This window comes from Myxococcus sp. AS-1-15, from assembly GCF_020037055.1.
In the GTDB taxonomy this organism is placed as follows: Bacteria; Myxococcota; Myxococcia; order Myxococcales; family Myxococcaceae; genus Myxococcus; species Myxococcus fulvus.
Genome location: NZ_JAIQDF010000030.1, coordinates 22764 through 40849, shown reverse-complemented (window position 1 = coordinate 40849; position 18086 = coordinate 22764). Strand labels below are relative to the sequence as shown.

The following is an 18086-nucleotide window of genomic DNA, read 5'->3' as shown; positions in this document are numbered from 1 at the left end:
TGCTCACGGTTTCTTGGGTGTCGTGGTCGGAGCGGGGTCCACCACCGCGCTCCAGTCGATATCCGCGTTGATGTCCGCCAGACGGCCGGTGTTCTGCCGGCGCAGGTCCTGCTTCTCGAGGTCGCCGGGGTGCACGACACCGTAGGGCAGCTTGATGGCCTGCGCCGCGTCGCGCGCCTTGACCGCCTTGTCGCGGCCGACGCGCAGCTCCCCTCTCCTGCGCTGCACCTCGCGCGCCGCGGCGGCCTTGGCCAGATAACGCTCCCGCTGCATCTCCAGCTCCTCGCGCTCCGGCCCCGCCCCCAGCTTCGAGAGCTGCCGCTGGAGGTTGGCCGCCTCGGTCTCCAGTTCGCGGACGAGCGTCGGGTCATTCACCCGAGGGTCGCTCTCCACCGCCTCAATCTCCACGTCGACCGCGCGCAGCTTCCGGGTCGCGGCCGCCACCTCGGCCTCTTTGCCCTCCTTGGCCGCCTGGTGCTTCGGGTCCAGCTTCGCGTTGTAGGCGCGGAGGTTCGCGTCGAGCACCCTCGCGTTGGTGCTCAGGGTGCGCAGCCGCTGGAAGAGGCGGACCAGCGCCTCCAGGTCGTCGCCCCGGTTGACGCCGCGGAGCACGGCGAGCTGTCCCGGGTCCAGGTGCGTCCCCAGCGAGCCCAGGAAGGACTCGTTCCTGGCCTGGAGCCACGTCACGAGCTTCTTGCGGTTCACCGGGCCCTTGAGCTTCTTGCCCTGGATGAAGTCCGCGTTCTCCTTCGCCAGCTTCGTCGCGGCCGCGCCCGTGCGGCCCGGCAGCATCTGCGCCGCGGTGAGCGCGGGCCCCGTGTCGGGAGTCACCCGTGAGATGTGCGTGACGGGCGTGACGTAGGGGTCCAGGTTGTTGCCGGGATTGGGCACGAAGCGGTCGCCCAGCCTCGCCTTGTGTTGCACGCCGCCTCTGGCCGGGGTCGGCTGGCTCCAGACGATGGCCACGTGATAGCGGGCTCCAGGTGGCGTCTGGATGAGATCCTTCTTCTCCCAGTGGGAGAAGATGACGCTGTGCCCGCCCCCTTCCGAGGCGTTGGCGTTGTAGAGGTACAGCCAGTCTCCCGTCTGGATGTCGTTGAGCTTCGCCAGGGGGAGATGCCGCTGCCGGTAGTATTTCGACCCCTTGCCGGGGTTCTCCGCCGCCGCCTTCTCCGCCGCCTCCGCCTGCTTCGTGCCCTCGTGCAGCGGCCCCAAGCCCTCGTCGGTCGGCTTCACGGTGCTCGGCGCCGGCCCCGGGTGTCCTGCGCCGCAGGACGGGGGCATCTCGGCGCCCTCGGCCTCATCGAGGGGAAGCTTGTCTTTCGACACCCGGTCCTGCTTCGTGACGTCAATCGACCTCCCCGTGTTGAGCGTCGCGGCGCCCAGCGGGTCGAAGGACCCCATCACCCCTCCGGCGAAACCGGACCCGGGCGGGGTGGCGCCAGCGTAGTGGTGGACGATCTGCACCCAGTGGAAGCAGAACTGCGCATGCACCCGCTGCTCGAACGAGCCGGGCTGGTAGATGCCCTTCGCGAGGATGTGGGCCGACAGGAGCAGGCGCTGCTGCGCCGTGGTCGCCCCCCGGTCGGAGCCGTTGAACAGGCGCTCGGGGATGCGCTTGGAGACGATGAAGTCCCGCAGCTTCTGGCGCTGGGTGCTCGTGAAGAGCACCTGGAGCCGCGCGGTGGTCAGCGGAGCCGCCGGCACGCCGAACACGTTCAGCACGTCCGCGAACTCCGTGTTGAAGAGGGAGGTGAACGCGTCCGCCATCGTCGTCCTGGGCAACGCCGGACCGACGATGGCCTCCAGCCGGGCGAGCTCGGCACGCAGATGTTGAATCGTCGCGTTGTCGGCCCCGGGGGGCTGCCGCGCCAGCCAGCGGTGAATCCTCGCGATCTCCAGCCGGGCGGCCTGCGGGTTCGTGGCACTGACGCTGTTCTTCAGTGACTGCGGCTCGTCCGTGTCGGCCCCCAGCAGGGGCGTGTCCAAGGGCTGCCGGCGGAGCGTGCTCGTACCGCCCTGGAGGGTGTGCGTCAGCTCGTGCGCCAGCAGCCGATCTCCCGCGGCCGTCCCCGGCCCGTAGCGCCCGGGAGCGAAGACCACGTCGCGACCGACGGAGTAGGCGTGCGCGCCCACCGCCAGGGCGCTCTGCGCGGCCCGCGAGTCGTCATGCACACGCACGGAAGAGAAGTCGGCGCCACCGAAGCGCGCCTCCATCGCGTCGCGCGCGGCCGGCTCCAGCGGGCGCCCGGGTCGGGCGAGCACCTCATGGACGACCGGCGGCGCGAGCGCACGCGATGCCCCCACGTCCCCATTCCCCCGGTGCAGCCCCGAGCCGACGGGCGCCGGTTGCGGCGTCCCCATGACCTGGTCGGCCACGGTGTCCGCCTGGCGCTCGAACGGGTCCCCCGGTGAGCCGAGGGTCAGCTCGCGTTGAATCCGTGGCGGCGTGATGGAGATGCGGGCGAAGTCGAACTGGGAACCGGGAGCGACTGGCGCCGTCAATCCGCCACCTGATTCCGATGCGGCGCGCGCGACGGCCGGGCGCTGCGATTCACGCTTCGGGGCAGGAGCATGCGCCGACGACGGACGCGGCTTCTGGTCGAACGCGAACATGGAGCACTCCTCCCCCTGGACGACAACGATGGAGCCGCACGGCGTCTGGCGCCCAGTATAGGAGAGAAGGGGGCTCGGGCGTCACCCGGCGCGGGCGAAGTCCCGCTCAACGCTCGCCCCAGTTGCCCAGGAAGTCGCCCATGGTGAGTCGCACGCCTTCGTTGCGCAGGATGCCGTAGGCCGTGGTCAGGTGATAGAAGAAGTGGGGAATCGCGAAGGCCATCAGGAACTGCCTCCCACTGGCGCGCACCGAGCCACGGCGGTGCGCGATGACGACCTCTCGCTCGAAGCCAGCTTCGAGGTCGCTCGGAGCGAGCGTGTACATGTGCAGGTCCGCCGCGGAGGCACCCGCGACGGCTCCAGCGGGCCGCGCATCCAGCAACGCCGCGTCACCAAGGCCACTGACGGCGGCATCCGACCTATCGTCACCCTCGTCCGGCACGGGTTGGGCAATGGCTTTCCGCGCGAGGTGGTCATCCGACCCGAGCCCCTGGGAGATACGGTCCGCCGGCTGTTCGGCAACAAGGACGAGGATGTTGGAGATGCCAGCCTTGATAATGCATTGGACGATTGATGGTCGTCGCGTCGTCGAGCGCGCTCCACGCCGGATGGGATGTCAGGGTCACGGGTCAAGATGCTCCCGGTTCGACAACACAAGGAGCCCGCAACCATGAAGACCGCCATCGCAGCCCTCACCCTGCTCGTGTCCACTTCCGCCGCGGCGTCCCTGACCCTTCGCTACGAGAACAAGGACTCCAAGGCGTACGCCGCCGAGGCCGTGTGCAGCGGGAGCAAGCAGGACCCGGTGAAGTTCTCCGCCAGCACCACGTCCTCGGTCTCCATCCAGGGTTCGTCGCCCTGCAAGGTGACGCTGCAGGGCACCACCATCACCTTCGACGGTGACGCGAACATCATCATCAAGGACGGGAAGATCTCCCGGAAGTAGCCCGGAGCGACCGCGTTCCCGTCCAGGACCTGAACGGACGGGAGCGCGCTGTCCGGCATGGCGTCCATCGAAGGGCCCGTGCTGACTCCAACAAGGTGGGTTCTCGGAGCCTCTCGTGGACTTCGAGCGACCTGACGTCCGAGCAGGCCCCTTCCAGGCCGAACCGCCGTTGGACGCCTGCTCGCGCCGCCCTGCACCGTGGCACCGGCAGGCGGGGGACCGCGCGGGATGAAAGGCATGCAACATCCCGTTGCAACGCCCAATCCATGACGCAACCCCCACCCGACGCCTTCTCCCCCGGCGCCACCCCCGCCACCTCGGGGGGCAAGGGCCTGCTCGCCTCCTGCTGGCTGGCCGTGCGCGGCTCCACCGAGGACCTGGCCACCGGGCCCGTGGACCGCGCCTTCCTGCTGCTGTCCGTCCCCATGGTGCTGGAGATGGTGATGGAGTCCATCTTCGCCCTGGTGGACGTGCTCTTCGTGTCCCGACTGGGCGCGGACGCCATCGCCACCGTGGGCCTCACCGAGGCCGTGCTCACGCTGTTCCGGACCGTCCCGCTGGGGCTGGCCGTCGCCGCGACCGCGCTCGTCTCCCGCCGCATCGGCCAGAAGGACCCGGAGCGCGCCGCGCGCACCGCCGTTCAGGCCCTCGGGTTGGGACTCGTCCTCTCCGTGCCGCTGGCGCTGGCCGGCTGCCTCTTCGCGCGCCCCATCCTCACCGCGATGGGCGCATCCCCCGGCGTGGTGACGCACGGCCTGGGGTACGCGCGGCTGATGCTGGGCGGCTTCCCCATCATCATGCTGCTGTTCCTCATCAGCGCCATCCTGCGCGGCGCGGGGGACGCGGCCACCTCCATGCGCGCGCTGTGGCTGGCCAACTCCGTGAACATCGTGCTCGCGCCCCTGTTCATCTTCGGCCTGGGCCCCGTGCCCGCGATGGGCGTCACCGGCGCCGCAGTGGCCACCACCGTGGGCCGCGGCACCGGCGTGCTGTACCAGCTGTACCGCCTGCTCCAGGGCAGCGGCCGGCTGGAGCTGCGCCGCCGTCACCTGCGCGTGGAGCCCTCCACGCTGCGCTCGCTGCTCAAGCTGTCCGGCGGCGCCATCCTCCAGTCGCTCTTGGGCATGTCCAGCTGGCTCGTGCTGATGCGCATCGTCGCCACCTTCGGCAGCACGGCGCTCGCGGGCTACACGCTGGCCATGCGCATCCTGCTCTTCGCCCAGCAGCCGTCCTGGGGCCTGTCCCACGCCGCGGGCACGCTCGTGGGTCAGAGCCTGGGGGCGGGCGACACCGAGCGGGCCGAGCGCGCCGCGTGGCGCGCCAGCTTCTACACGCTCGGCTTCCTGGGCGTGGTGGCCGTGGGCTTCCTGGTCTTCGCCGAGCCCCTCATCCACCGCTTCACCTCCGAGCCGGAGGTGGCCCTGCACGCCGTGCGCTGCCTGCGCATCGTCAGCTGCAGCCTCGCCCTCTACGCCTTCGTCACCGTGCTGCCCCACGCCTTCAACGGCGCCGGGGACACCACCACGCCCACCGTGGTGAACGCCCTCTTCTCCTGGGGCCTCCAGCTGCCCCTGGCGTATGTCCTCTGCCATCCGTTGGGCTGGGGCCCCACGGGCGCGTTCGTCGCCATCGCCATCACCTACGGCGCGCTGGGTCTGACGAGCGCCGCCCTCTTCCGCAGGGGCGGGTGGAAGCTTCGACACGTCTGATACACGCCGCTGGCATCCGACATTCGGCACGCCCCGGAGACAGAGTTGAAAGCACCCACCCAGGTGCCGACTTTCCCGGAACTCTCGCAGCGTGTGAGTCCCCGGAGTATCCGGGACACCGGAGGCGCCCGACACCCCGGAGCGCTCCCGGACCCACCGCCGCGAGTCCCAGGGTGCGGCGGTTGGTGGGAGCGTCAGACATGGCGGGCAACGAGCGGCTGGGAGTGGCGATTGTCGGTTTGGGCGGAGCGGTGGCCACCACGGCGGTGGCGGGCATGGAGCTGCTGCGCCGGGGGCGCGTGGACACGCGAGGGCTGCCGCTGGCGGACGTGAAGGGACTGGGGCTCGTGGAGTACGACGCGCTCACGTTCGGCGGCTGGGATTTGTTCGACGAGGACCTGGCGAAGGCGGCGCGCAACCACGCGGTGCTGACGGAGGCCCAGCTGGCGGCCGTGACGCCCACGCTGGAGCGCATGCGCCCCTGGGCCGCGGCCTCCAACCCGAGGTTCTGCAAGAACATCGTCGACACGACGGCGAAGAAGGCCCGCTCCCTGCGTGAGCAGGTGCAGGCCATCCGCGACGACCTCGCCCGCTTCAAGAAGGACGAGAAGCTGGACCGCGTGGTGGTGGTGAACCTGGCCTCCACGGAGAAGGGCGTGGACCTCACCCGGCCCCAGTTCGCCACGCCGGAGTCCTTCGAGAAGGCCCTGGACGCGAACGACGCGGACATCGGCCCCGCGATGCTCTACGCGTACGCGGCCATCGTGGATGGCGTGCCGTTCGCCAACTTCACGCCCAGCGTCGCCGCGGACGTGCCCGCGCTGCTCGAGCTGGCGAAGCGCACCGGCGCACCCATCGCCGGCAAGGACGGCAAGACGGGGCAGACGCTGCTCAAGACGGTGCTCGCGCCCGCGCTGAGAGATCGCGCGCTGCACGTGGACGGCTGGTACTCCACCAACATCCTGGGCAACCGCGACGGCGAGGCCCTCGACGACCCGGCGTCGCGGCAGAACAAGCTCGACACCAAGGGCGCGGCCCTGGACAGCATCCTCGGCTACAAGGTCCAGGACCACATCGTCCAGATCCAGTACTACCGCCCGCGCGGGGACAACAAGGAGGCCTGGGACAACATCGACGTCACCGGCTTCCTCGGGCAGCCGATGCAGCTCAAGCTCAACTTCCTCTGCAAGGACTCCATCCTCGCCGCGCCGCTCGTGGTGGAGCTGGCGCGCACGTTGGACCTGGCCAAGCGCCGGGGCGAGGGCGGCGTCATCGACGCGCTGGGGTGCTTCTTCAAGGCCCCCATGTCGCCGGACGGCCAGCCGGTGGAGCACGCCATGGCCGAGCAGCAGCGCCGCCTGATGGCGTGGCTGTCCAAGGGCCGCGTGCAGCGCACGGAGTCCACCCCCGAGCGCATCAGGGGCTGACACCACCATGAACACACCCGCGCGTGACTCGGCGGCGGCCCCGGGCCGCCTGGCGAAGCTGCGTCCGCTCCTGTCGGAGCTGATGGACCTCAAGCGCACCCGCACTCCGGACCATCCGGAGGGCCTGGCGGCCCATGGCTTCCGTCGCGCGTGGGCGGCCCTGGCGGCGGGCATGGACCCCGGCACCGTGGCGCTCCAGGAGACGGCGCGCGCGGTGGCGGCGGTGCGGCTGTGCGGCCTGGACGCGGACCTCCTCCAGCGGGCGGGGCTGTCCCCGCTGGACACGACGCGGGTGCTGCGCCGGGGCCTGGACGCGGTGGCGGGGCCGCTGGACCCAGGCCTGCGCGAGCAGCTGTCGCTGGCGCTGATGCCCTCCTCCGACGCCCCCCCCGGCACGCCGCCGGCGTTCGTGGAGCGGCTGGTGCACCAACCCCGCGCCGGGGCCACGTTCCCCGGCCGGGCACGCCTCGTCGTGCCACCGCAGGAGAGCCACGCCGACCACTGCTACGCGGTGGCGGTGGGGGCGGTGCTCGTGTCCCCCCACTTCGGCGCGGCCCCGGCCCTGCCCTTCCTGGCGGGCCTGTCGCATCACCTCTTCAACGCGGCGCTGCCGGACGCGGGCTACAGCGGCGAGACGCTGCTGGGGGACCTGCTCGAGCCCCTGATGAAGCGCCTCGCCGAGGCGGTCCTGACACAGCTCCCGCCCCGGCTCCGCGAGGCCGTGCGCCAGGCGCTGACGCTCACCGGGAACGTGGATTCGGCGGAGGCGCGCGCCTTCAACGCCGCGGACACGCTGGACCGGGTGCTGGAGCTGGAGGCCCACGCCCGCGCGGCGGCCTTCACGCTGCGCCAGGCGCTGGAGGACCTGGAGCTGCTCCACCCCGGCCCGCTGCAGGCCTTCGGCAACGACGTGCTTCGCGAAGCGGAGGTGTGGCCATGAGGCAGCCGTGGGACACCGCCGCGCCGCCGCCGCATCCGCGCCATCCCCTCACGGGCCTGCCGTTGACGCGCGTGTCGCCCGAGCTCTGGTCGGATGGCGCCACGTGCTGGCCCGTCGTGGACGGCATCCCCTTCCTGCGCACCGGCCGGGAGGCCCTGCGCGAGGCCGTGGTGAGCGCGCTGGAGCGGGGCGACCGCCATCACGCGCGCGCCCTGCTGCTGCGGGACCAGGATGACCATGCGCGCCTGCCGCCCCCGCCCCTGTCCTCCACCGCCGCCGTCGTGGCGGGCGTCGAGTCGGGGACGATGGGGCTTCGCGAGGCCATGGAGCACCTGGGCTTCGGGCCGGTGGCGCCCTACTTCGCGCACCGGCAATCCGCGCCCACCTTCCTGAGCGCGCTGGGCCTGCTGGCGCAGCACTGGGACGCGCCGCCGTGCGTGGTGGAGCTGGCGTGTGGCATCGGCCAGGTGCTGCGCGAGGTGTCCCTGCGGGGCACCCCCGTGGTGGGCGTGGACGTGGTGTTCGCCAAGCTGTGGCTCGCGCGTCACTTCATCGTGCCCCAGGCCGTGCTCCTCTGCGCGGACGCGGCCGCGGACCTGCCCATCGCGCCGCTCGAGGGCGCCACCGTGCTGTGTCACGACGCGCTCTACTTCCTGTCGGACAAGGCCCGCGCGCTGGCGGAGCTGCGCCGCGTTGCGGGGCCCTCCGGCCGCGTGCTCGTGGGCCATGCCCACAACCGGCACGTCGACCAGCGGGGCGTGGGGGGCACGCCGCTGGACCCCGCCGGATACGCGGCGCTGATGCCCGGGGCCGCCTGCTATGACGACGCTGGATTCGTCACCCGCTTCCTTGACGGGGGCGCCGTGGCCGATACCCCGCTGCCCCAACTGGAGCGCGCGGAGGCCTTGAGCTTCGCGTGGCCCCCGACGCCGGGACGCAGGTCCATCGACTTCGGCGTGGCCGTGCCGGGCGCGAGGCTGAGCCCCAATCCGCTGCTGGAGGCGCACGACGGCCGGGTGCGCCCCGCGTGGCCCACGCCTGGCCTGGCCGCCGAGTACGCGAGCGCCCACTACCTGTGCTCGGACGCGCCCGGGGACGCGGCCCTGCTGCGGCGGGCCGCCACCGACGCGACGCCCGAGCAGCGGGCCGCGCTCGTCAGGCGGCGGTGGCTTTTGAACCTTCCAGAGAGGTGGTGACATGTCCGGGGCGAAGCCAGGAGGCCGCACGCTGGGCTGGGCGGTGGTGGGGTGCGGTCTGGTGGCGCGGGAGTACGTCATCCCGGCGCTCCAGGGCGCGCGCAACGCGCGGCTGGTGGCGCTGTGCGACTCGGACGCGGAGGCGCTGATGCGCATCCCGGCGGACGACGTCGTCCGTCACACCGCGCTGGAGGCGGCGCTGGCGGACCGGAGCGTGGAGGCCGTCTACATCGCCACGCCCAACCACCTGCACGCCGCGATGACGGAGGCGTGCGCGGCGGCGGGCAAGCACGTGCTGTGCGAGAAGCCCATGGCCATCACGGTGCAGGACGGGCTGCGCATGCTGTCCGCGTGTCGGCGCGCGGGCGTGCACTACGCCACCGCGTTCGACCAGCGCCACCACGCCGCGCACCGCAAGCTGCGCACGCTGGTGAAGGAGGGCGTGCTGGGCACCCTCACCCAGGCGCGCATCCACTACGCCTGCTGGCTGCCCGCGGACTGGGCGCCCGACAACTGGCGCATCGACCCGGAGCGCGCCGGCGGCGGCGCGATGATCGACCTGGCGCCCCACGGGCTGGACCTGCTGGAGGTGGTGCTGGGGGATGAATGGCAGTCGCTCGTCGCGATGACGCAGCGGCGCGTGCATGACTACGCGGTGGACGACGGCGCGGTGCTGATGGGCCAGTTCCGCGGCGGCGCGCTGGGCGTCCTCCAGGTGGCCTACAACTGCCCGGACGCGTACCCCCGGCGCACGCTGGAGCTCATCGGCACCCGCGCGCGCGCGCTGGCGTACAAGACGATGGGGCAGACGCCCGGCGGGACGCTGTCGCTCACCGACGCGACGACGGGCGAGGAGACGTGGCTCCCCCTGTCCCCGGACGAGGACCAGAGCCCCTTCCGCAACCAGGTGGAGGCCTTCTCCGACTGCGTGCTGGACGGCCGCCCTCAGCCCTTCGCCCCGGAGCGCGACGTGCGCCTCGTGGGGCTCCTGTCGCAGGCGCTCCACGCCGGGAAGGCGTTTCCCCCATGTCACTGACCCGCTATGCCTGTACCCACTGCGGCACCTGGCAGCCGGGGTTTGCTCGCCAGCCGCCCGCGGGCTGCCCCACCTGCCTGGACGTGCGCAACGCCCTGCCGCCGGACGGATGGGAGTTCCAGACGACGGGACAGGTGTCGGAGCGCCTGAGCACGCACTGGGAGGAGGCGCTGCCCGGCGTCTGGGGCTTCTCTTGCGCGCCGCGCTTCGGCCTGGGCTCCACGGGGTGGCTGCTGCGCCGCCCCGAGGGCAACGTCGCATTCGAGGGCGCGCCCTGGTACTCGCGGCCGGCGCTGGAGTTCCTGGAGACACTGGGCGGCCTCCAGGTGCTGTCCGCGTCGCACCCGCACGGCTTCGGGGCGCTGTGGCAGTTGCAGGAGCGCTTCGACCCGCTGCTTGTCCTGCACCGGGACGCGGTCCGCTACAGCAAGGCCTTCCAGGTGCGCTGGCCGGTGGATGACGAGCACCCCCTGGCACCGGGCCTGACGCTGCACTGCGTGGCGGGGCACTACGAAGGCCAGACGGTCTTGTACGACGCGCGCACCCGCTCGCTGTTCTGCGGCGACGCGCTGAAGGTGGAACTGGACGCGCGCGGCCGCCCCACGGCGCTGTCGTGTCACAAGGGCTTCCACTACGCGATTCCGTTGAGCCACGCGGAGCTGCGCCGCTACCGCGCGGTGCTCGAGCGGCTCCCGTTCGAGAACGTCTTCACCCCGTTCGAGTTCGCGCGCGGCGTCACCCGCGAGCATGCCCTGGCGCTGTTCGACCGGCTGCTCACGGGCATGCCTCACACCCGTCCCATTGCGTTGGAGGAGCTGTCATGAGCCTGACCGAAGCCCTGGATGCCTATTTCCGTGTCATGCCTCCGGGAGCGTTCCCGATCTTCCGCATCGACCCGCTGGACCGGCTGGGCGTGCCGGTGGTCTCCGCCAGCCTGCGGATGGGAGACCGCCCCGGCGACATCATCCACGCCAACGGCTACGGCGCCACCGAGGAGGAGGCGCGCGTCGGGGCCCTGGGAGAGCTCGCCGAGGAGGTCTGCGCGGACCAGGCCCTGCTGCGCATGCCCCGCGTGCACGGCACCTACGCGGAGCTGGTGGCCACCTTCGGCCCCGCGGCGGTGGTCAATCCCCTCACCCTGAGCCTGCCCGCGGGCAGTCCCTACCGGCCCGACATGCCGCTCGTCTGGGGCGAGATGAAGCGCCTGTCCACCGGCGAGCGGGTGCTGGTGCCCGAGGAGTTCATCGCCGTGCGGCCCGGGAACCTTCACGGGAAGACGCCGCTCGCCAGGCCCTTGACCAACGGCCGGGGCGCGGGACGCACGCAGCAGCAGGCGCTGGCGCACGCGCTGCTGGAGCTGCTGCAGCGCGACGGCAACGGGCTCCAGTTCCGCGCGATGGACCAGGGCGTGGTGCTGGACCTGGAGGGCGCGGCGCTGGACCCGGACGTGCGGGAGCTGCTGGGGCGCTACCAGCGCGCGGGCGTGGAGGTGCTGGCGAAGCTGGCGAGCACCGACTTCGGCCTCGTGAACGTCTACGTGGTGGGCCACGACCTGTCCGTGGGCAACCAGCCGCTGCTCGTGACGGGTTGCGGCGAGGCGACGGACCCGGACCGGAACCGGGCGCTGCGCAAGGCGCTGCTGGAGTTCGCGGGCTCCCGGGCGCGCAAGGCCGTCTCGCACGGCCCGATGAGCGAGGTGGCCCGCGTCGCGCCCCGGGAATACATGGAGCAGTTCGTCCCCCTGGTGGACGTGGCCTCCGAGGAGCCCCGCGCGCTACAGGCCATGGCGGAGTGGTCCCAGCTGCCGGCCTCGGCGCTGCGCGAGCTCACCGCGTGCACGTTGCTGCGCCGGCGCACCGTGCGCTTCGAGGACCTGCCCCAGGTGCCGGGGATGGAGGACCCCGCGCGGCGGTGCGACCACGTGGTGAAGCAGCTCCACGCGGCGGGCTTCGACATCCTGGTCGCGGACCTGTCGCCTCCGGGCCACCCCGTGCACGTGGTGAAGGTGGTGGTGCCGGGGCTGGAGGTGGAGACGATGACCTATGGCCGGTTGGGCGAGCGCAACGTGGCGCGGCTGCTCGAGCGCCGTGAGCCGCTGGCGGGCCTGGGCGCGCCGCCGCCGGGAGCGCAGCCGGTGCGCCTCACCCCGGAGGCCGAGGCGCGGCTGGGCGGTCCCGCCTGGTTCGATACGCGACTGGCCGAAGCGCGCGTGGGACGCCTGTATCCCCTCTACCGGGAGCCGGACCGTCACGCCGTGCACGCGATGCGCACGAGCCGTCGCTTCGGGGGGCAATGAGCCATGGCGCTGCGCTTCGCGTACAACACCAACGGCGTGTCCAACCACCGCTTCGAGGACGCGCTGCGCCTCATCGCGGACAGTGGCTACGACGGCGTCGCGTTGACGCTGGACCACCACCACTTCGACCCGTTCGCGCCGGACTTCGAGCAGCGGAGCGGCCAGCTCGCCGCGCTGCTGGAGCGGCTGGGGCTGGGGCTGGTGGTGGAGACGGGGGCGAGATTCCTGCTGGACCCCCGGCGCAAGCACGAGCCCACGCTCATCACGCCGGACGCCGCGGGTCGGGCCCGGCGCCTGGAGTTCCTGGAGCGCGCGGTGGACGTGTGCGCGACGTGTCGGGGCGAAGCGGTGTCCTTCTGGGCGGGGGTGCCCCGCGCCGAGGTGACGCCGGAGGCGGCCTGGCCGTGGCTGGTGGACGCAGTGGCCCGGCTGTCGGAGTACGCGGCGGCGCGCGGGGTGGTGCTGGCGGTGGAGCCGGAGCCGGGGATGCTGGTGGACACCGTGGACGGCTGGAGCCTGCTGCAGGCGCGGGTGGTGGCGGCGGGCGCGCCTCCGGTGCGCCTGGCCCTGGACGTGGGGCACCTGCTGGTGACCGGCGAGCGGGCGCCGGCGGAGGCGGTGCGTGAGTTCGCGCCGGTGCTGGGCACGGTGGCGCTGGAGGACATGAAGCGCGGCGTGCATGAGCACCTGCCGTTCGGCGAGGGGGACGTGGACGTGCCGTCGGTGCTGCGGGAGCTGACGCGCGCGGGCTACGACCGGCTGGTGTGCGTGGAGTTGTCCAGGGATGCGCACCGGGCGCATCAGATGGTGCCCGGGGCGCTGGAGTGGCTGAGGGCGCGGCTGCCCACGGGCGCGGAGGTGGCGGCGTGAACACCGTGAGCCCGCTGCGAATCTGCTTCATCTCCCGGCGCTTCTTCCCGGCCATCTCGGGGATGAGTGTCTATGCGCTCAACCTGGTGCGGGAGCTGGTCGCGTGCGGGCATGACGTGACGATGGTGAGCCAGTACCGCAACGACGCCGCGGGGATGGCGGTGTATGGGGGCGGGCCGCCGCCAGGGATTCCGGGCGCGCACGTGCTGGGGTGCGAGTCCCGGGGCGAGCAACGCATCAACCAGGGGCAGCCCGCCAGCTTCGAGCAGGACGTGGAGGACCTGGTGGAGACGGTGGTTCGCGAGCACCGGCGCCGGCCCTTCGACTTCATCCATGCCCAGTATGGCTATCCCTGTGGCCTGGCGGCGCTGGAGGCCTCGCGGCGTCTGGGATTGCCCAACGTCGTCTCCATCCAGGGCGGTGACGGACACTGGGTGGGGACGTGCTGTGGGACGCACAAGCAGGCGATGCTCGCGGTGCTGGGCCACTCGGGGGCGCTGTTGATTGGCAGCCGGTCCTTCGCGGAGGAGGTGCGGGGGCACCATGGGACGCCGCTGGAGCGGTTCACCATCGTCCCGGGCGCCACGGACACCCAGCGCTTCCATCCGCGCAACGAGTCGAGGCTGGGGGAGCCGCAGGACGTGCCGGTGTGGCTGTACCACGGCCGGGTGGACGCGCGAAAAGGCGTGATGGAGCTGCTGGACGCGGCGAAGCGGCTGGTGGCGGAGGGGCGCCGGTTCCGGCTGCGCGTGTCTGGAATCGGGCCGGACGTGGAGGCGGTGCGCGCGCGCGTGGAGGCGGAGGGGCTTCGGGGCACGGTGGAGCTGACGGGCGTGTCCACCTACGCGCAGGCGCCGGACCTGTACCGGAGTGGGGACCTGTTCGTGTCGCCCACGTATTCGGAAGGGTTCTCCAACACCCTGCTGGAGGCGATGGCGTCGGGGCTGCCCATCGTGTCCACGAAGGCGGTGGGGGTGGTGGACTGCCTGGAGGACGGGCGGGACGCGCTGTTGGTGCCGCCGAGAGACAGCGTCGCGCTGGCGGAGGCCATGGGGCGGCTGATGGACGACGCGCCGCTGCGAAGACGGCTCGCGACGACGGCGCTCGGCGAGGTGCGGGAGCTGTACTCGTGGCGGACGGTGGGGCGACAGATTCAGGGGGTGTACAAGGCGCTGACCGGCACGCGGCCGGACACGCGGTGGACGAACGTGTATGACCCGGCGACGACGCAGCGGAGCGCGGACCCCTCGTGCAGGTTCCGGGCGGCGCCGCACCTGTTATGAGCACCGCCCTCTTCGTGTCGCCGCACCTGGACGACGTGGCCTTCTCGTGTGGGGGGACACTGGCGGCCTTGAAGGCCAAGGGGTGGACGGTGGCGCTCATCACCGTCTTCACGCGCTCGGTGCCGGAGCCCCGGGGCTTCGCGCTGAAATGCCAGACAGAGAAGGGGCTGGGGCCGGAGGTGGACTACATGGCCCTCCGGCGAGAGGAGGACCGGGCGTTCGCGAAGCGGCTGGGCGTGGACGTCCTGGCGTGGGCGGACCTGGAGGAGGCGCCGCACCGGGGCTACGCGAGCGCGGAGGCGCTGTTCCATCCCCCGCGAGAGGATGACGCCATCCAGGCGGAGGTGGCGCGGCGTCTGAAGCCGGTGTTGTGGGAGCTGACGCCCAGCCGGGTCTTCGTGCCGCAGGCGCTGGGGAGCCACGTGGACCACGTTCAGGTGGTGCGCGCGGCGCGGGGGTTGGGCATCCCGTCCCACCGCGTCTGGTATTACCGCGACACGCCCTACGCCGTGCGCCAGCCGGGCGCGAAGCCCGACCCGGCGCTGCCTCGGGAGCCGCGGCCCCTGGCGGTGGACATCACGGCGCACCTGACGACCAAGGTGGAGGGCTGCCTCTGCTACGGCACCCAATTGGGCTTCCAGTTCGGCGGCGCGGAGGGCGTGGGACCGATGCTGGAAGCCTTCCACCACCGGGAGGCGGAGGCCCACGGACGCTCGGGAGCCGCGGAGGTCTTCCTGGGTCAGCAACTCCCGACGGCATCCCCGCGCTGACGCACGGCTCGGCGGAATGCGTCGGGGCTCGCTGGCTGAAGCTGCTCCGGGAGCACGTCTGTTCTATGCACCCGCCGCGAGCGCGTCGGCGAGGCGGGGGAACACCGGCTTGAACCCGAGGTCCTCGCGGATGCGGCGCCCGTCGAGGAGCACGTCGAAAGCGCGCGCGAACTCGGCGTTCGAGCCATCGGGCGGGGGCTGCCCCACCGATGCGAAGAGCGTGGCGAGGTCAGGCGCCTCGTCGTCGACCACGTTGTAGATGCGGTGCGCCGGCGAAGGCGCCTCGAGCAGGCGTGCCACGGCCTGCGCGACGTCGGCGTGGTGGGCAATCGACATGCGTTGGGCCGCCGGGAAGCCGCGCATCATCGGCACCACCTCCTCGATGTGAGGGTCCCCATCGCCGTACACGAACGGCAGGCGCAGCACCCGCACGTCGAGCCCTTCGACTCCGAGGAGGAAGCGCTCGGCGGCGAGCTTGCTCACCGGATAGGCCACGGTCGGCGCACAGGAGTCTTCCTCGCCGACGAGGCGTCCCCCCGTCGAGCCATGGACCAGGCCGGTGCTCGTGAAGATGAAGCGCTTCACGGACGCGGCACGTGCGGCGGCCGCGAGGTGCTGCGTGCCCAGGTCATTGACCGCGTGCGCCTGCTCGGGCGTCGCGCCGCGGAAGAACGCGGCGCAGTGGACCACGGCGTCGACGCCGCGCACGGCGGGCACCAGCGAGCCCGCGTCGAGCAGGTCGCCCTGGGCGAGCTCCACCCGCGCCTCCTTCGGGAAGACAGCGCGGGTGGGCTCGCGGACGAGGGCACGCACGTCATGGCCCCGCTCGGCGAGTCGCTGGGTGAGTCGGCTTCCGACCTTTCCGGTCGCTCCGGTGACAAGGATTTTCATGGGCCGACCTTCGCCCGCCCAGGCGCGGCGAGGATTGGAGAAAACGGACACGTGCCCCCACGCTTGCGCCGCCGTCGAGCGCGGGCCAGAGTCAGGGCATGCATGCGGGCCTTGTCCATCGCCATCACATCGCGCCGGGCGCCTCGGTCGCGTCCGCTGTAGCCGCGCTGTTCGTGGACGAGCGCGACCACGACGTGCGGGGCCTCCTGATTCCGCGGCCCGAGGTCCATCTCGTCGTTCGGTTCGGGCCGGCGGCGCGAAGGGGCCTGGACGCACACGCGATGGGCGGAATGCAGCGGGTGCGTCGCAAGCAAATCCACCACGGACAGCGGACCGTGACGGCGCGGCTCCACCTGGGCGCGCATGAGGCGGTGCTCGGCGTCCCGGCCTCCGCCCTCGCCGGAAGCATCGTCGCACTCGAGGACCTGTGGGGCGATGCCGCGGCCCGGCGGCTCTTCGAGCGGCTGGGCGACACCGACGACACGGCCCAGGCGGCGGACATCCTGGAGCGCGCCATCGCCGAACGCCTCGCGCGCACCAACGGACGCCGCGCCCACCCACGACTCGCCCTCGACGCCGCCGAGCGCCTCTCGAGCGGCACGGTGAACGACGTCGCGGGTGACATCGGGGTGAGCGACAGACATCTGCGTCGCGTGTTCCGGGAGACCGTCGGCGTGGGTCCCAAGGCCTTCGCCAGGCTCGTCCGCTTCCATCGCGCGCTGCGCGCCGCATCCGAGGACGAACACGCCCCCTGGGCGGACATCGCCGCCGACGCCGGCTATTACGACCAGGCGCACCTCATCGCCGAGTTCCGCGCGTTCACGGGTCTGACGCCCCAGGGGTTCCTCCGTGAGCTCCGAGCGACGGAGTTGATCAGCTGACACCCGGGCCAGTGCCCCACTGCCCCCCAGGCCGGAGACCCCCTCTGTCGGACGCATCTCGCTCCATCTTCTTCGGCGCCAATGCCGCGCGGACCGGACACTTCGAGGGAACGGGACCGCTCGCGGTCAAGCGAGCCCGCTGGAAGTTCGCGCCGCGCGCGCTCGTGACGACGCGCAACACGCCCGCCATCCACGACGGCATGCTGTTCGCGAACTACGACAACGACAGGCTCTACGCGCTCGACCTCGCGAAGGGGAAGGAGCTCTGGAGCGTGCGGGTCGGCGGCGCCAGCCCCGAGAGCCTCTCGCATCCGATGGTCGCGCGGGGCCTGCTCTTCGTCGTCGGCGGCGGGCAGTGTCACGCCGTCGACCTGGGCACGCACGCCCTCCGCTGGAGCGTCTCATGCGACTCCGAGGCGACCTCCTCGCCCATCGTCGTCGACGACGTCGTCTATGTGGGGACCCGGTCCGGCGCGGTCCTCGCCATCGACGCGCGCACGGGGACCGAGCAATGGCGCGTGCAGCTCCGCTGTGGCGGGAGCGTGCAGTCCGCGGTCAGCGTGACGCGAGAGCAAGTCATCGTCGGGACCTGCCAGGGCTTCACCCAGGGACACGTGGTCGCGCTCGACCGCGCCACGGGGGCCGAGCGCTGGTCGGTGGAGACCGGTTCGATGAGCCATGGCGGAGCCCCCGCCGTCCACGGCGACACGGTCTATGCCTTGTCCGGGCTGGGACAGCGCCTTCACGCGCTCGACCTCGACAGCGGCGAGCAGCGTTGGGCCTACCAGACGCCCGGCGCGCTCTGGGGAGCGCCCGCCGTCGCGGACGGTGTCGTGTGCTTCACCGGCTATCACTCGATGCTCCACGCCGTGGACGAGGAGACCGGGAAGGAGCGCTGGTCGGTCGCGCTCGACAAACCACCCGCCAGCACGGCCTCACCAACCATCGCCGGGGGACTCGTCTACATGGGGGCCCGCAACGCCGTACACGCCTGGACGCTTCAGGAAGGGACGGAGCGCTGGCGGTGGAGGGCCCCCTGTCGCGTGACGACGGCACCGCTCATCGCCGACGGCACCCTCTACGTGGGCTGTGACCGCGCCGTCGTCGCGCTGGCGTAGCGGCGACCCACGGCGCCGGGGCACTCCGTGGACCGCACGGGGTCTGGGAGGCGGGCGGCGCCACGAATCGAGCAGCCCCACACTTGACGAACGCGGCACGCGTCCCT

At 72.1% G+C, this 18086-nt stretch carries 17 protein-coding genes; 14 read left to right on the top strand and 3 right to left on the bottom strand.

The features are described 5' to 3' along the window. Positions 1-3: 3 nt before the first annotated feature. A complete protein-coding gene (locus tag K8625_RS42495; protein WP_223785948.1) occupies positions 4-2616 on the bottom strand; it encodes a DUF4157 domain-containing protein in 2613 nt (870 codons plus the stop codon). A 106-nt stretch (positions 2617-2722) separates the two neighbouring features. Continuing rightward, a complete protein-coding gene (locus K8625_RS42490) occupies positions 2723-2941 on the bottom strand; it encodes a DUF1993 family protein (RefSeq protein WP_223785947.1) in 219 nt (72 codons plus the stop codon). On the opposite strand from K8625_RS42490, the gene K8625_RS42485 reads away from it, so the two are divergent. The 12 genes from K8625_RS42485 to K8625_RS42430 all read left to right on the top strand — a co-directional run bounded on the left by K8625_RS42485 (position 2879) and on the right by K8625_RS42430 (position 15089). After that, positions 2879-3190, top strand: coding sequence for a hypothetical protein (locus K8625_RS42485; protein ID WP_223785955.1), 312 nt, complete (start codon positions 2879-2881; stop codon positions 3188-3190). The two genes, K8625_RS42490 and K8625_RS42485, sit on opposite strands and share 63 nt — an antisense overlap. A 96-nt stretch (positions 3191-3286) precedes the next feature. Beyond that, a complete protein-coding gene (locus K8625_RS42480; RefSeq protein WP_141329207.1) occupies positions 3287-3562 on the top strand; it encodes a hypothetical protein in 276 nt (91 codons plus the stop codon). A gap of 266 nt (positions 3563-3828) precedes the next feature. After that, a complete protein-coding gene (locus K8625_RS42475) occupies positions 3829-5271 on the top strand; it encodes an MATE family efflux transporter (RefSeq protein ID WP_223785946.1) in 1443 nt (480 codons plus the stop codon). A 200-nt stretch (positions 5272-5471) separates the two neighbouring features. Then, positions 5472-6698 carry an inositol-3-phosphate synthase gene (locus K8625_RS42470; protein ID WP_223785945.1) on the top strand — a complete coding sequence of 409 codons (1227 nt, stop codon included), beginning with the start codon at positions 5472-5474 and terminating at the stop codon, positions 6696-6698. Positions 6699-6705: 7 nt separating this feature from the next. Next, complete coding sequence (locus K8625_RS42465) at positions 6706-7638, top strand: hypothetical protein (RefSeq protein WP_223785944.1); 933 nt, start codon at positions 6706-6708, stop codon at positions 7636-7638. Next, positions 7635-8834 (top strand): class I SAM-dependent methyltransferase, encoded by a 1200-nt coding sequence (locus K8625_RS42460; protein WP_223785943.1) that lies wholly within the window; start codon positions 7635-7637, stop codon positions 8832-8834. The genes K8625_RS42465 and K8625_RS42460 overlap by 4 nt, the downstream gene beginning before the upstream one ends. A gap of 1 nt (position 8835) precedes the next feature. Next, positions 8836-9870 carry a Gfo/Idh/MocA family protein gene (locus K8625_RS42455; RefSeq protein WP_223785942.1) on the top strand — a complete coding sequence of 345 codons (1035 nt, stop codon included), beginning with the start codon at positions 8836-8838 and terminating at the stop codon, positions 9868-9870. Further along, positions 9861-10694, top strand: coding sequence for a hypothetical protein (locus K8625_RS42450; RefSeq protein ID WP_223785941.1), 834 nt, complete (start codon positions 9861-9863; stop codon positions 10692-10694). The genes K8625_RS42455 and K8625_RS42450 overlap by 10 nt, the downstream gene beginning before the upstream one ends. Continuing rightward, positions 10691-12166 (top strand): YcaO-like family protein, encoded by a 1476-nt coding sequence (locus K8625_RS42445; protein WP_305070944.1) that lies wholly within the window; start codon positions 10691-10693, stop codon positions 12164-12166. Before K8625_RS42450 ends, K8625_RS42445 begins: the two co-directional genes overlap by 4 nt. Positions 12167-12169: 3 nt before the next feature. Next, complete coding sequence (locus tag K8625_RS42440; protein WP_223785940.1) at positions 12170-13036, top strand: sugar phosphate isomerase/epimerase; 867 nt, start codon at positions 12170-12172, stop codon at positions 13034-13036. Continuing rightward, positions 13033-14319, top strand: a complete 1287-nt coding sequence (locus tag K8625_RS42435) for a glycosyltransferase family 4 protein (RefSeq protein WP_223750340.1) — start codon at positions 13033-13035, stop codon at positions 14317-14319. The genes K8625_RS42440 and K8625_RS42435 overlap by 4 nt, the downstream gene beginning before the upstream one ends. Then, entirely contained in the window at positions 14316-15089 is a 774-nt protein-coding gene (locus K8625_RS42430; RefSeq protein ID WP_223750339.1) for a PIG-L deacetylase family protein, read from the top strand. The genes K8625_RS42435 and K8625_RS42430 overlap by 4 nt, the downstream gene beginning before the upstream one ends. A 63-nt stretch (positions 15090-15152) precedes the next feature. Here the strand turns inward: K8625_RS42430 and K8625_RS42425 are convergent, their stop codons facing one another. Continuing rightward, complete coding sequence (locus K8625_RS42425; protein WP_223785939.1) at positions 15153-15980, bottom strand: NAD(P)-dependent oxidoreductase; 828 nt, start codon at positions 15978-15980, stop codon at positions 15153-15155. Between the two features lie 98 nt (positions 15981-16078). Here K8625_RS42425 and K8625_RS42420 point away from each other — a divergent pair, with 98 nt between their 5' ends. Then, positions 16079-16861: an AraC family transcriptional regulator gene (locus K8625_RS42420; protein WP_223785938.1), complete on the top strand. Its 783-nt coding sequence runs from the start codon at positions 16079-16081 to the stop codon at positions 16859-16861. 164 nt (positions 16862-17025) lie between these two features. Beyond that, positions 17026-17979, top strand: coding sequence for a PQQ-binding-like beta-propeller repeat protein (locus K8625_RS42415; RefSeq protein ID WP_223785937.1), 954 nt, complete (start codon positions 17026-17028; stop codon positions 17977-17979). Positions 17980-18086: the final 107 nt, after the last annotated feature.